The sequence below is a fragment of the Pseudomonas sp. TH43 genome (genome assembly GCF_016650635.1).
Lineage (GTDB): Bacteria > Pseudomonadota > Gammaproteobacteria > Pseudomonadales > Pseudomonadaceae > Aquipseudomonas.
Window position 1 is genome coordinate 1,321,612 of record NZ_JAEKFI010000003.1, and the last position, 14,374, is coordinate 1,335,985.

General features: G+C 58.4%; 10 protein-coding genes. 8 read left to right on the forward strand and 2 right to left on the reverse strand.

Features of this window, described 5'->3' with window-relative positions; translation table 11 throughout:
• Nucleotides 1–228: 228 nt before the first annotated feature.
• From JFT81_RS15655 to JFT81_RS15690, 8 genes are all read left to right on the forward strand, one after another.
• A complete protein-coding gene (locus JFT81_RS15655) occupies nt 229–1,854 on the forward strand; it encodes an ABC transporter substrate-binding protein (RefSeq protein ID WP_201227992.1) in 1,626 nt (541 codons plus the stop codon).
• A gap of 301 nt (nt 1,855–2,155) precedes the next feature.
• Nucleotides 2,156–3,754: an ABC transporter substrate-binding protein gene (locus JFT81_RS15660; protein WP_201227993.1), complete on the forward strand. Its 1,599-nt coding sequence runs from the start codon at nt 2,156–2,158 to the stop codon at nt 3,752–3,754.
• A 175-nt stretch (nt 3,755–3,929) separates the two neighbouring features.
• Complete coding sequence (locus JFT81_RS15665; protein ID WP_201227994.1) at nt 3,930–5,351, forward strand: OprD family porin; 1,422 nt, start codon at nt 3,930–3,932, stop codon at nt 5,349–5,351.
• Nucleotides 5,352–5,429: 78 nt separating this feature from the next.
• The gene (locus JFT81_RS15670; protein WP_201227995.1) at nt 5,430–7,025 is read left to right on the forward strand and encodes an ABC transporter substrate-binding protein; all 1,596 of its coding nucleotides are present in this window, start codon (nt 5,430–5,432) and stop codon (nt 7,023–7,025) included.
• Between the two features lie 73 nt (nt 7,026–7,098).
• Nucleotides 7,099–8,109, forward strand: coding sequence for an ABC transporter permease subunit (locus tag JFT81_RS15675; RefSeq protein ID WP_008085273.1), 1,011 nt, complete (start codon nt 7,099–7,101; stop codon nt 8,107–8,109).
• A 10-nt stretch (nt 8,110–8,119) separates the two neighbouring features.
• Nucleotides 8,120–9,046, forward strand: coding sequence for an ABC transporter permease subunit (locus JFT81_RS15680; protein WP_201227996.1), 927 nt, complete (start codon nt 8,120–8,122; stop codon nt 9,044–9,046).
• 10 nt (nt 9,047–9,056) lie between these two features.
• On the forward strand, nt 9,057–10,025 hold the full coding sequence (locus tag JFT81_RS15685; protein WP_201227997.1) for an ABC transporter ATP-binding protein: 969 nt from the start codon (nt 9,057–9,059) through the stop codon (nt 10,023–10,025).
• On the forward strand, nt 10,025–11,005 hold the full coding sequence (locus JFT81_RS15690; RefSeq protein ID WP_201227998.1) for a peptide ABC transporter ATP-binding protein: 981 nt from the start codon (nt 10,025–10,027) through the stop codon (nt 11,003–11,005). Before JFT81_RS15685 ends, JFT81_RS15690 begins: the two co-directional genes overlap by 1 nt.
• A 203-nt stretch (nt 11,006–11,208) precedes the next feature.
• Here the strand turns inward: JFT81_RS15690 and JFT81_RS15695 are convergent, their stop codons facing one another.
• Together JFT81_RS15695 and JFT81_RS15700 are read right to left on the reverse strand one after the other, a co-directional pair.
• On the reverse strand, nt 11,209–11,469 hold the full coding sequence (locus JFT81_RS15695; RefSeq protein WP_201200518.1) for a hypothetical protein: 261 nt from the start codon (nt 11,467–11,469) through the stop codon (nt 11,209–11,211).
• A gap of 1,192 nt (nt 11,470–12,661) precedes the next feature.
• Nucleotides 12,662–14,245, reverse strand: coding sequence for a peptide chain release factor 3 (locus tag JFT81_RS15700; RefSeq protein WP_007915312.1), 1,584 nt, complete (start codon nt 14,243–14,245; stop codon nt 12,662–12,664).
• Nucleotides 14,246–14,374 lie beyond the last annotated feature (129 nt).

Here is a 14,374-nt window from a genome sequence, read left to right on the forward strand (position 1 = left end):
ACCGTCGCACCGTTTTGGGGCTTCGTTTGCACCGTAAAAACCACTCGCAAACGGTCAAATGCGTCAGAAGTTATACAGATGCGACATTAAGGTACGTTCGTGCCACGGTTTGAGGCTGGCAGTCGCTCTGCATCTTGCAATGGGTATGGCCCCTGCATAAGTATCCGCAGGCACGACTCACGAGGTCGTACCTCAAATCAAAAAATGACAACAAATCATGAGGCCAACATGCTTAAACACGCGGTCATTCCGTTTTTAGTCGGCGCAGGCTTGTTAGCCTCCGCACCTTTCGCATCCGCTGCGACTAACCTGGTGTTCTGCTCCGAAGGCAGCCCGGCCGGTTTTGATCCGGGCCAGTACACCACCGGAACCGACTTCGACGCCTCAGCTGAAACCATGTTCAACCGTCTGACCCAGTTCGAACGTGGCGGCACCGCCGTGGTTCCTGGTCTGGCGACCAAGTGGGACATTTCCGAAGATGGCCTGACTTACACCTTCCACCTGCGCGAAGGCGTCAAGTTCCACACCACCCCGTATTTCAAGCCGACTCGTGAGTTCAACGCCGACGACGTGCTGTTCACCTTCAATCGCATGATTAACAAGGATGACCCGTTCCGTAAGGCGTACCCGACCGAATTCCCGTACTTCACCGACATGGGGATGGACACCAACATCACCAAGATCGATAAAGTCGATGACCACACCGTCAAGTTCACTTTGAAAGAAGTGGATGCCGCGTTCATCCAGAACATGGCCATGAGCTTCGCTTCGGTTCAGTCCGCCGAGTACGCAGCCCAGCTGCTGAAGGAAGGCAAGCCTGCCGACATCAACCAGAAGCCGATCGGCACCGGCCCGTTCGTATTCAAGAGCTACCAGAAAGACTCGAACATCCGCTACACCGGCAACAAGGACTACTGGAAGCCTGAAGACGTGAAGATCGACAACCTGATCTTCGCCATCACCACCGACCCGTCGGTGCGTATTCAAAAGCTGAAAAAGAACGAGTGCCAAGTCACCCTGTTCCCGCGTCCAGCCGACCTGAAAGCGCTCAAAGAAGACAAAACCCTGAAGATGCCTGACCAGGCTGGCTTCAACCTGGGTTACATCGCCTACAACGTGATGGACAAGGTCAAGGGCAGCAACGAGCCGAATCCGCTGGCTGACCTGCGCGTCCGTCAGGCGCTGGACATGGCCGTGAACAAGCCACAGATCATCGACTCGGTTTACCAGGGCGCAGGCCAACTGGCCGTTAACGCCATGCCGCCGACCCAGTGGTCTTACGACACCACTATCAAAGATGCCAAGTACGACCCTGAGAAAGCCAAACAGCTGCTCAAGGAAGCCGGCGTCAAGGAAGGTACCGAGATCGTTCTGTGGGCGATGCCGGTACAGCGTCCGTACAACCCGAACGCCAAGCTGATGGCTGAAATGCTCCAGTCCGACTGGGCCAAGATCGGCTTGAAAGTGAAGATCACCAGCTACGAGTGGGGCGAATACATCAAGCGCTCCAAAGGTGGCGAGAACCAGGCCATGATCATTGGCTGGAGCGGTGACAATGGTGATCCGGACAACTGGCTGAACGTGCTGTTCGGCTGCGACTCGCTCAGCGGCAACAACTTCTCCAAGTGGTGCGACAAGAAGTTCGACGGCCTCGTCAAAGAAGCCAAGCGCACAACCGACCAAGGTAAGCGCACCGAACTGTACAAAGAGGCGCAACACGTCCTCAAAGATGCAGTCCCAATGACACCTATCGCTCACTCGACGGTGTATCAACCCATGCGCGCCAACGTGCAGGACTTCAAGATCAGCCCATTCGGCTTGAACTCCTTCTACGGCGTCAGCGTCAGCAATTGAGTTAACGCAACGGCGACGTTTTTGACGTCGCCGTTGCTTTATCTGCCGGAAAGTTAGGAATTTGCCTACATCCAATTCCATTGCGGACGACTGCAATGGTGGGGGATGTGTCGCCCTTTCCTACGAGGTTTTCAGGCTTTTACGTATTTACTGCCAGGCCCACGGCCTCTACCGTCGGGTTCTGACCAGTGTCTGCGTGGGCCAACGGTTTGCTGTACGTATTGGATTGAACGCAATGCGACCACAACGTTTCAGGACGAGACGCGGTGCATTGCATAACACTAAAAAAAGAGGGAGCGTCATGCGCCATACCTTGGTTTTTTCCGCATTGCTGGGCGCCGGTCTGTTGGCCGTCTCGTCCACCAGTTTCGCCGCCAGCAAAAGTCTGGTGTTCTGCTCAGAAGGCAGCCCGGCAGGTTTTGATACCGCGCAGTACACCGCAGCCACCGATAACGATGCGGCCGAACCGATCTACAACCGTCTGGTCGAGTTCGAAAAAGGCGCGACCAATGTCGTACCGGGCCTGGCGACCAAGTGGGACATTTCCGAGGATGGTCTCAAGTACACCTTTCACCTGCGCGAAGGTGTGAAATTTCATACAACGCCGTACTTCAAGCCGACCCGTGACTTCAACGCGGACGACGTGTTGTTCACGTTTAATCGCATGCTCGATCCACAGCAGCCATTCCGTAAGGCCTATCCAACGGAGTTTCCGTACTTCAACGGGATGAGCCTGAACAAGAACATCGCCAAGGTCGAAAAGACCGGGCCGCTGACCGTGGAGTTCACGCTCAACAGCGTCGACGCCGCGTTCATCCAGAACATCGCCATGAGCTTCGCCTCGATCCTGTCCGCCGAATACGCCGACAAACTGCTCGCCGAAGGCAAGCCAAGCGACATCAATCAGAAGCCGATCGGCACTGGCCCGTTCGTGTTCAAGAGTTATCAGAAAGACTCGAACATCCGCTTCAGCGGCAACAAGCAGTACTGGGATCCGAGCCGGGTCAAACTCGACAACCTGATCTTCGCCATCAACACCGATGCTTCGGTGCGCGTGCAGAAACTCAAGGCCGGCGAGTGCCAGATCACTCTGCATCCCCGCCCTGCCGATGTTGAAGCGCTGAAGGCCGACCCGAAACTGCAACTGATCTCCAAGCCGGGTTTCAACCTCGGTTACATCGCCTACAACGTCCGGCACAAACCGTTGGACCAGCTCGAAGTGCGTCAGGCGCTGGACATGGCGGTGAATAAACAGGGGATTCTCAACGCTGTTTATCAAGGCGCCGGTCAACTGGCCGTCAACGCCATGCCACCGACGCAGTGGTCCTACGACGACACGATCAAAGACGCCGCCTACAACCCGGAAAAAGCCAAAGAGCTGCTCAAGGCTGCCGGCGTCAAAGAAGGCACCGAGATCACCCTGTGGGCGATGCCGGTGCAGCGCCCCTACAACCCCAACGCCAAACTGATGGCCGAAATGCTCCAGGCTGACTGGGCGAAGATTGGTCTGAAAGTGAAGATCGTCAGCTACGAATGGGGCGAGTACATCAAGCGCACCAAGAATGGTGAGCACGACATCAGCCTGATCGGCTGGACCGGTGACAACGGTGACCCGGACAACTGGCTGGGTACGCTGTACAGCTGCGACGCCATTGGCGGCAACAACTACTCCATGTGGTGCGACCCGGCTTACGACAAGCTGATCAAAGAGGCCAAGGTCGTCACCGACCGCGACCAACGCACCGTGCTTTACAAACAGGCCCAGCAATTGCTTAAACAGCAAGTGCCGATCACGCCTGTGGCCCACTCGACGGTCAACCAGCCGTTAAGCACACGGGTTGAAGGGTTCAAGGTGAGCCCCTTCGGCCGCAACGTGTTCTCGGGTGTCAGTATCGATTAACCCAACCGATTAGCCGCAACGCTGAGGGGCGCCGTCTAGCCCCTCACGCAAGCGCTTTGCCGAAATTCGCCAATCCGGCCTTTGGCAAACGTTTGCGATGTGTGAATGAGTTCTAAACCAATAACCGGCCAACCTAAAAAGGCCGGCATAAAAAGAAAGTAAAGGAGCTTCACCCATGAAACTGAGCAGCACCGCGATACTGGCCCTGGCCATCAGCAGCATCACCGCCACGGCTTATGCTGAAAATGTGAGTCAGGAGTTTGTCCCAACCACATTGGCCGGTAGTAGCGCCCAAAGCGAGGCCAAAGGTTTTATCGATGGACAAAGCCTGGGCGGCACCACGCGTAACTGGTACGCCAACGAACTGAAACGTCGTGATGACACTTTCAGCTACGTGAAAAACAGCGACAAGAACACCTCGCCAGTGGTCAAAACCGCCACCCCGCGTCGAATCAACTGGGTTCAAGGCACTATCGTCAACTACACCTCGGGCTTCACCCAAGGCACCGTTGGCGTTAGCACTGAAGTGGCGGCTTACAACGCCATCGTTCTGGACCGTGACCGCAAGGACATTGCCGGCGGTTCCAACCGTACGCTGGCTCACTCCGATGGTGACGCAGTAGACCAGTGGAGCAAGCTGGGTCTGGCCAACGTCAAGTTCCGCGTCTCGAACACCACTCTGACTGCCGGTCGCCAGAACTTCAGCACGCCGATCGTTGACGTCATCGGCAACCGTCCGCTGCCTTCGAGCTTCGAAGGTATCAGCCTGCACAGCGAAGAACTGAACAACCTGTCTTTCGACCTGGCCGGCTTCGACCGCGTCTCGCCACGTACCGAGCAGAGCCTGTCGAAATTCCGTTCCGAATACTCGGCCACTGGCGTTGAAACCGACAAGGTCTACACCGGCGGTGTGAACTACCAGCCGCTCAAGAGTCTGAAAACCAGCCTCTATGTAGCCAACGTCGAAGACTTCTGGAACCAGTACTACTTCGGCGCCACCCACGAACTGGGCGACAGCCAGGTACTGAGCCTGACCACCGGTCTGAACTACTACAAGACCATGGACGAAGGCAAAAAGCTGATGGGCGACATCGACAACGATACCTACTCGTTGTCCTTCGGCCTGACTCACCAGGCCCACAGCCTGACCTTCTCGTACCAGCAAGTGAACGGTAACGAATACTTCGACTACCTGCACGAAACCAACGGCATCTACCTGGCCAACTCCCTGCTGTCGGACTTCAACGGCCCGAACGAAAAATCCTTCCAGATCGCCTACGGCATCAACATGGCCGAATACGGCGTACCGGGCCTGAAGTTCAACATCTACCAGGCACGTGGCTGGGGTATCGACGGTACTCACTACACCGGCACGGCTTACACCGATCCAGGTGCCAAGCGCGGCGACCTGAGCCTGATGGACGGCGAAAGCCACTATGAATACGGCATCGGCGCGGCTTACGCAGTGCAGAGCGGCCCACTCAAGGCCACCGCGATTCGTGCAACTTACACCACGCACCGCGCCAGCGAGCACCAGGCTGACGGCAACATCAACGAGTTCCGTCTCGTGACCACCATCCCGTTCAACATCCTGTAAAAAACGCCAACCGAAGGCTGACTCATGAAGAGTCGGCCGTTCGGTTTTTTGTCTTCAACCGATTGCAGAGGGTTATCGATGAAAATGCTTCCCCTACGTGCGGCCGTCGCTGCCGCGTTGTTGAGCGCCGCCATCGGCGTCTCGGCCAAACCCTTGGTGGTCTGCACCGAAGCCAGTCCGGAAGGCTTCGACATGGTCCAGTACACAACTGCAGTCACTGCCGATGCGGTGGCCGAAACCATTTTCAACCGCCTGGTCGACTTCAAGCCCGGCACCACTGAAGTGGTTCCGGCGCTGGCCGATTCCTGGGAAATCAGCGATGACGGCCTGACGTACACGTTCCACCTGCGCAAAGGCGTCAAGTTTCACACCACCGACTACTTCAAGCCGACCCGCGACATGAACGCCGACGACGTGCTCTGGAGCTTCCAGCGTCAGCTGGACCCGAATCACCCGTGGCACAAACTGTCGAGCGTGGGCTTCCCGTACTTTGAAAGCATGGGCTTCAAAGAACTGCTGAAGAACGTGGAAAAGGTTGACGACAACACCGTCAAATTCACCCTGACCCGTCGCGAAGCACCGTTCCTGGCTGACGTGGCCATGCCATTCACCGCGATCTACTCCGCTGAATACGCCGACCAGTTGCTCAAGGCCAACAAGACCGGCGACCTCAATAACAAGCCGATCGGCACCGGCCCGTTCATCTTCCAGCGTTATGCAAAAGATGCCCAGGTACGCTTCAAGGCCAACCCGGAATACTTCCGTGGCAAGCCGCCGGCCGATGCGCTGATTCTGGCGATCGCCACCGACAACAACGTGCGCCTGCAGAAGCTCAAGGCCAATGAGTGCCAGATCGCCCTGTATCCGAAACCGGATGACATCCCGAGCATCAAGAAAGACAGCAACCTGAAAGTCGAAGAACTCGACGCAATGACCGTCTCGTACATCGCCATGAACACCCAGCACAAGTACATGAGCGACGTGCGAGTGCGCAAAGCCATCGACATCGCTTTCGACAAGGAAGCCTACGTCAACGCGCTGTTTGGCAAAGGCAACGCGACGGTCGCGGTCAACCCGTACCCACCCACGCTGCTGGGCTACAACCACGACCTGAAGAACCCGCCACGCGACCTCGACGCCGCCCGCAAGCTGCTCAAGGAAGCCGGGGTACCTGAAGGCACTGTGTTTACTCTGTTTACCCGTAACGGCGGCGGCCCGACCAACCCGAACCCGATGCTCGGCGCACAAATGATGCAGGCTGACCTGGCGAAAGTCGGGATCAAGATCGACATCCGCGTCATGGAATGGGGCGAGATGCTCAAACGCGCCAAGGCCGGCGAGCACGACATGGTGTCGGCCGGATGGGCGGGCGACAACGGCGACCCGGATAACTTCCTGACGCCTATGCTCAGTTGTGAAGCGGCCAAGAATGGCGAGAACTATGCACGCTGGTGCAACGAGAAATTCCAGACACTGCTGGATGAAGCACGGGCTAAAGTAGATCCGGCGGAACGCGCCAGGCTCTACGAACAGGCACAAGTGCTGTTTAATCAGGATCAGCCATGGATCAGCATGGCCCATACCAGGATGTTTACCGCAATGCGCAACAACGTAGAGGGCTACCACATCAGCCCTCTCACCACTAATAACTTCGCCACCACTCAGGTGAAGTAGATAAGAAACTCCCGGTTTCCCTGACCTCAGGGAAACCGGGCACGCCTAACCGGCTGATGAGGTACCACACAAGATGTTTAGTTTTATTGCCCGCCGACTGGGGTTGTTGATCCCCACGTTTTTCGGCATCACCTTGCTGACTTTCGCGTTGATTCGCATGATCCCTGGCGACCCCGTGGAAGTGATGATGGGCGAACGTCGGGTCGACCCCGAAATGCACGCTCAGGCAATGGAACGCCTAGGTCTGAACAAGCCGCTGTATGCCCAGTATCTGGACTACATCGGCAAACTGGCCCACGGCGATCTCGGCGAATCCCTGCGTACTCGCGAGAGCGTATGGACCGAGTTCACCTCCCTCTTCCCGGCGACCCTGGAACTGTCCATGGCCGCCCTGCTGTTCGCCGGCATTCTCGGGCTTCTGGCCGGGGTGATCGCGGCACTCAAGCGAGGATCCCTGTTCGACCATGGGGTGATGGGCATCTCCCTGGCGGGGTATTCGATGCCGATCTTCTGGTGGGGCCTGATCCTGATCATGTTCTTCTCGGTGAGCCTCGGCTGGACACCGGTTTCCGGGCGCATCGACCTGCTCTACGACATCGAGCCGCGCACCGGTTTCATGCTCATCGATACGCTGCTGGCCGATGACGTCGGGGCGTTCTTCGATGCCCTGCATCACCTGATATTGCCGGCTATCGTGCTCGGTACCATTCCGCTGGCAGTTATCGCGCGGATGACCCGTTCGTCGATGCTCGAAGTACTGCGCGAAGACTACATCCGCACCGCCAAGGCCAAAGGCCTGTCGCCGTCGCGCGTGGTGTTCGTCCACGGTCTGCGTAACGCGCTGATCCCGGTACTGACCGTGGTCGGCCTGCAAGTCGGCACGCTGCTCGCCGGTGCGGTACTGACCGAAACCATCTTCTCGTGGCCCGGCATCGGTAAATGGCTGATCGAAGCCATCGGCGCCCGCGACTATCCGGTCGTACAAAACGGCATCCTGTTAATCGCCTGCCTGGTGATTCTGGTCAACTTCGTAGTGGACATCCTCTACGGCTTTGCCAACCCACGCATCCGTCATCAGCGCTGAGGTCAATACCATGAGCACTCCAACATCCTCAGTAGCCACCGCTGCTTCCAGCGCGGATCAAAGCCTGCTGTACCCGTCACCGTACAAAGAATTCTGGCAAGCCTTCTCGAAGAACAAGGGCGCGGTTGCCGGCCTGCTGTTCATGCTGCTGGTGATTTTCTGCGCGCTGTTCGCCCCTTGGGTCGCGCCGCACAACCCGAGCGAGCAATACCGCGACTTCCTGCTGACGCCGCCGGCGTGGCTTGAAGGCGGGCAGATGCAATTCTTGCTCGGCACCGATGAACTGGGTCGCGACCTGCTGTCGCGCCTGATCCAGGGTTCGCGCCTGTCGCTGCTGATCGGTTTGTCGTCGGTGGTGATGTCGCTGATTCCGGGGATCCTGCTGGGTCTGTTCGCCGGTTTCTTCCCGAAAATCCTCGGCCCATCGATCATGCGTCTGATGGACATCATGCTGGCCCTGCCATCCCTGCTGCTGGCTGTGGCGATTGTCGCCATCCTCGGCCCTGGCCTGATCAACACCGTGATCGCGATTGCTGTGGTGTCCTTGCCGTCCTACGTGCGTCTGACCCGTGCAGCCGTCATGGGTGAACTGAACCGCGACTACGTCACCGCCGCGCGTCTGGCCGGTGCCGGTCTGCCACGCCTGATGTTCATCACCGTGCTGCCGAACTGCATGGCGCCACTGATCGTTCAGGCAACCCTGAGCTTCTCTTCGGCAATTCTCGATGCTGCGGCTCTGGGCTTCCTCGGCCTTGGCGTTCAACCGCCAACCCCTGAGTGGGGCACCATGCTGGCCTCGGCCCGCGACTATATCGAACGCGCCTGGTGGGTCGTCAGCCTGCCCGGTTTGACCATTTTGCTCAGCGTGCTGGCAATCAACTTGATGGGCGACGGCCTGCGCGATGCGCTGGACCCGAAACTCAAGAACGCCGCCTGAGGAGATTCCCATGTCACTGCTAGAAATCAAGAATCTCAATGTTCGCTTCGGCGACAAAACCGCCGTGCCGGTGGTCGATGGTCTCGACCTGAAAGTCGACAAAGGCGAAGTACTGGCCATCGTTGGCGAGTCCGGTTCGGGTAAGTCCGTGACCATGATGGCGCTGATGGGACTGATCGAGCACCCGGGGATCGTCACTGCCGACGCCCTCAACTTCGACGGTAAAAACATGCTCAAGCTGAGCAATCGCCAGCGTCGGCAGATCGTCGGTAAAGACTTGGCGATGGTCTTCCAGGATCCGATGACGGCGCTCAATCCGAGCTACACCGTCGGTTTTCAGATCGAAGAAGTGCTGCGTCTGCACCTGAAAATGTCCAGCAAGCAAGCGCGCAAACGTGCGATCGAACTGCTGGAAAAAGTTGAAATCCCCGGCGCAGCCAGCCGCATGGACGCCTACCCGCACCAACTGTCCGGCGGTATGAGCCAGCGCGTCGCAATCGCCATGGCGATTGCCGGTGAGCCGAAACTGCTGATCGCTGACGAACCGACCACGGCGCTCGACGTAACGATTCAGGCACAGATCATGGATCTGTTGCTGGCGTTGCAGAAAGAACAGAACATGGGCCTGGTGCTGATCACCCACGACCTCGCGGTCGTCGCTGAAACTGCCCAGCGCGTGTGCGTGATGTACGCCGGTCAAGCCGTTGAAGTCGGTCAGGTGCCGCAACTGTTCGACATCCCCGCGCATCCGTACAGCGAAGCGCTGCTCAAGGCGATTCCCGAGCACAGCCTCGGCGCCTCACGTCTGTCGACGCTGCCGGGCATCGTCCCGGGCCGCTATGACCGTCCGCAGGGTTGCCTGCTGTCGCCGCGCTGCCCGTACGTGCAGGACAGCTGCCGCGCGCAACGCCCCGGCCTAGACCCGAAAAGCCACAGCCTCGCCCGCTGCTTCTACCCGTTGAACCAGGAGGTGGCGTAATGGCCGTCGTACTTACCGCCCGCGACCTGACCCGTCACTACGAAGTCTCCCGTGGCCTGTTCAAGGGCCACGCGACCGTGCGCGCCCTCAACGGCGTGTCGTTCGAACTGGAAGCCGGCAAGACCCTCGCGGTGGTCGGCGAATCGGGCTGCGGCAAATCCACCCTCGCCCGCGCCTTGACGCTGATCGAAGATCCGTCCTCGGGCTCGTTGAAAATCGCCGGGCAAGAAGTCGCCGGCGCCGACAAGGCCCAGCGCAAGCAACTGCGCAAAGACGTGCAGATGGTCTTTCAGAGCCCGTACGCATCGTTGAACCCACGGCAGAAAGTCGGTGACCAGCTCGGCGAACCGCTGCTGATCAACACCAACCTGAGTGCTGCCGAACGTCGCGAGAAAGTCCAGGCGATGATGAAGCAGGTCGGCTTGCGCCCAGAGCATTACCAGCGCTATCCGCACATGTTCTCCGGCGGTCAGCGTCAGCGTATCGCTCTGGCTCGGGCGATGATGCTGCAACCGAAAGTGCTGGTGGCGGATGAACCGACCTCGGCATTGGACGTGTCGATTCAGGCGCAGGTGCTCAACCTGTTCATGGATCTGCAGCAGGAGTTCAACACCGCGTACGTGTTCATCTCGCACAACCTGGCGGTGGTGCAACACGTGGCCGATGACGTGATGGTGATGTACCTCGGTCGTCCGGTGGAACTGGGCCCGAAAAACGCCATCTACGAGCGCCCACTGCACCCGTACACCCAGGCGCTGCTGTCGGCGACCCCAACCATTCACCCGGATCCGAACAAGCCGAAAATCAAGATCGTCGGCGAACTGCCCAACCCGTTGAACCCGCCTTCAGGCTGCGCGTTCCACAAGCGCTGCCCGTATGCGACCGAGCGTTGCAGCACTGAAGAGCCCGCCCTGCGTGCGCTCGACAATCGGCAGGTGGCTTGCCACTACGCCGAGCAATTCCTCGACGGCGCTGCGTAAAAAGATCTGCGGACAAACACAAAACCTGTAGGAGCTGCGGCACGCAGCGATCTTTTGATTTTTAGAATCAGGATCAAAAGATCGCAGCGTGCCGCAGCTCCTACAGGGGATCGTGTTTTACCCGGGTTTAAAGTGTTAACCAAACCCCTTCCACCTCGATTGCGCATCAGTCGAGGCAGAAGGGGTTTTCTTTTGCCTGCAATCTACGTCTGGCTGTCGCCATCATCCGGATCATCGGTGTCCGGCTCGTCCGTGGTCGAGTCGTCATCGTCCTTGCTACCGCCCTGATCCTGATCGCCAGGCTCGGATTCGGACTTCGCCAGCATCAACCCGCTATGCCCGGCCTGCCCACTGAACGCCTGCGAACCATGATCCTCGCACGCGGCCCAAGCCGTCGCGGTGCCGAGGGACAGCATGACCATCACTTTCAACAGCAGTAAAACGCGTAGCAACCTGTTTTTCATGACCGATTCCATCCTGTGCAGGTGAAACAGCAATGCCGATCCGGCGCTGAGTGAAATCTAGTTCCGATCAGCCGGGTTCACCAGATAGGACGCTAATGAACACGCAGAAATGCCGTTGGCGGACAGACCTGTTTCGAATAAAGGTCATAACCGTATCAGCTAAGCGACACGCGACAGCGAGGGTTCACGGGCTGGGCGGGCGCCTTCGCGAGCAGGCTCGCTCCTACAATTGGATCGTGTGCAGCCTGTAAGGAATGAGGTGGCTGGCGGGACGCCATCGCTGGCAAGCCAGGCTCCCACAGGGATTGGTGCAGCCTGAAGGGAATGGGCGGCTGGTGGGGCGCCATCGCTGGCAAGCCAGGCTCCCACAGGAATTGGGTGCAGCCTGAAGGGAATGGGGCGGCTGGCGGGACGCCTTCGCGAGCAGGCTCGCTCCCACAATTGGATTGGGTGCAGCCTGAAGGGAATGGGGCGGCTGGCGGGACGCTATCGCTGGCAAGCCAGGCTCCCACAGGGATTGGGTGCAACCTGTAAGAAATGGGTCGGCTGGCAGGCCGCTTTCGCGAGCAGGCTCGCTCCTACAATTGGATTGGGTGCAGCCTGAAGGGAATGGGGCGGCTGGCGGGACGCCTTCGCTGGCAAGCCAGGCTCCCACAGGAATTGGGTGCAGCCTGAAGGGAATGGGGCGGCTGGCGGGACGCCATCGCTGGCAAGCCAGGCTCCCACAGGCATCGCGAGCAGTCTCGCTCCCACAAAAAACCAGCAGCAAAACACCCATCGCCCCTGCTCCTCACCACTCAACAGGATGAGCGTTAGCTCGGCAGCAGCTCTTGATCTTGATTCACGGGCGACGTCGGCAGGCTGAGTGGAGGGATTGATCCGGGGGTGGGAGCGCAGCGACCGTTTGGCGCAGCCAAACACATCGAGAGGAGGTGCAGCGCAGCAAACCGTAGGCGATGCCCCCCGGATCGATCCCGCAGCGAAGGAACCCCGAGCCCCAGCGAGCGGGCCGAACGTAGGAGCAAGCGTTTTTTTGCTTACTTTTTTTAGGCGTTTGTAAAAAAAGTGAGTCGCCGTAAGGGCGAAACCCTAAGCCGCCATCACCGAAAAACGGATATACACACAAAACCAAACCAACAAAAAAGCCCCCAAGGCCTACACCTAGGGGGCTGCAGATAAACCAGCTCAAAGCTTAGTGATGCTCACGCGTCGCACGGAATTTCACATCCGGCCAACGCTCTTCCATCAACGCCAGATTAACCCGCGTCGGCGCGAGATAGGTCAGATGACCACCACCGTCGACAGCCAGGTTCTCCACAGCCTTGTTGGAAAACTCCTCAAGCTTCTTCTTGTCGCTGCATTCGATCCAGCGCGCGGAATACACAGTGATCGGCTCATACGAGCACTCAACCTTGTATTCCTCTTTCAAACGGCTGGCGACCACATCGAACTGCAGCACACCAACGGCACCAAGAATGATGTCGTTGCTGCGCTCCGGGAAGAACACCTGAGTGGCGCCTTCTTCAGCCAGCTGTTGCAGGCCCTGACGCAGTTGCTTGGATTTCAGCGGATCACGCAAACGCACACGACGGAACAATTCCGGGGCGAAGTGCGGAATGCCGGTGAAGCCCAGGGTTTCGCCTTCGCTGAAGGTGTCGCCGATCTGGATGGTGCCGTGGTTGTGCAAACCGATAATGTCACCGGCAAAAGCTTCTTCCAGCTGTTCGCGCTCCGAGGAGAAGAACGTCAGGGCGTCGCCGATGCGCACGTCCTTGCCGGTGCGCACGTGGCGCATCTTCATGCCTTTCTCGTACTTGCCGGAGCAGATACGCATGAAGGCGATGCGGTCGCGGTGTTTCGGGTCCATGTTCGCCTGGATCTTGAAGATGAAGCCCGAGAACTTCTCTTCGACCGGCTCGACGGTACGCTCGTTGGCCACACGGGCCAACGGACGCGGTGCCCAATCAACCACAGCATCAAGCACGTGATCGACACCGAAGTTGCCCAATGCCGTACCGAAGAATACCGGTGTCAGCTGACCGTCGAGGAACTCCTGCTGGTTGAACTCGTGGCAGGCGCCTTGAACCAGTTCAAGCTGCTCGATGAAACGCTCGTACTCGTCACCCAGATGCGCACGAGCTTCGTCGGAGTCGAGTTTCTCGATGATCTTGGTTTCGGTGCGTTCGTGACCATGACCGGCGGTGTAGACAATGATGTAGTCATCGGCCAGGTGATACACGCCTTTGAAGTCGCGGTAGCAACCGATCGGCCAGGTGATCGGCGCAGCCTTGATCTTCAGAACAGCTTCGATCTCGTCGAGCAGTTCGATCGGGTCGCGGATGTCACGGTCGAGTTTGTTGATGAAGCTGACAATCGGCGTGTCACGCAGACGGCAGACGTCCATCAGCGCGATGGTCCGTGGCTCGACACCTTTACCGCCGTCGAGAACCATCAATGCCGAGTCCACCGCCGTCAGGGTGCGATAGGTATCTTCGGAGAAGTCTTCGTGGCCCGGGGTGTCGAGCAGGTTGATCATGTGCTCGCGATACGGGAACTGCATGACCGACGTGGTAATGGAAATACCCCGTTGTTTCTCCATCTCCATCCAGTCGGATGTCGCATGGCGATCGGATTTACGGGATTTCACCGTACCGGCCACAGCAATCGCCTTGCCCATCAACAGGAGCTTTTCGGTGATCGTGGTTTTACCGGCATCGGGGTGGGAAATAATGGCGAAAGTGCGGCGTTTCGCGACTTCGGCGGCCTGGTTGGTCATGGGAAATCGCCTGGCGGTGATTCAAAAAAGGGCCGCGATTATAGCCCAAGTCAGTGCAATAACCGAACCGTTGAGCACATTAAGGGTGGCCAAATGCTGCCTCAGATGGGAACCTTTTAAAGCACGGAG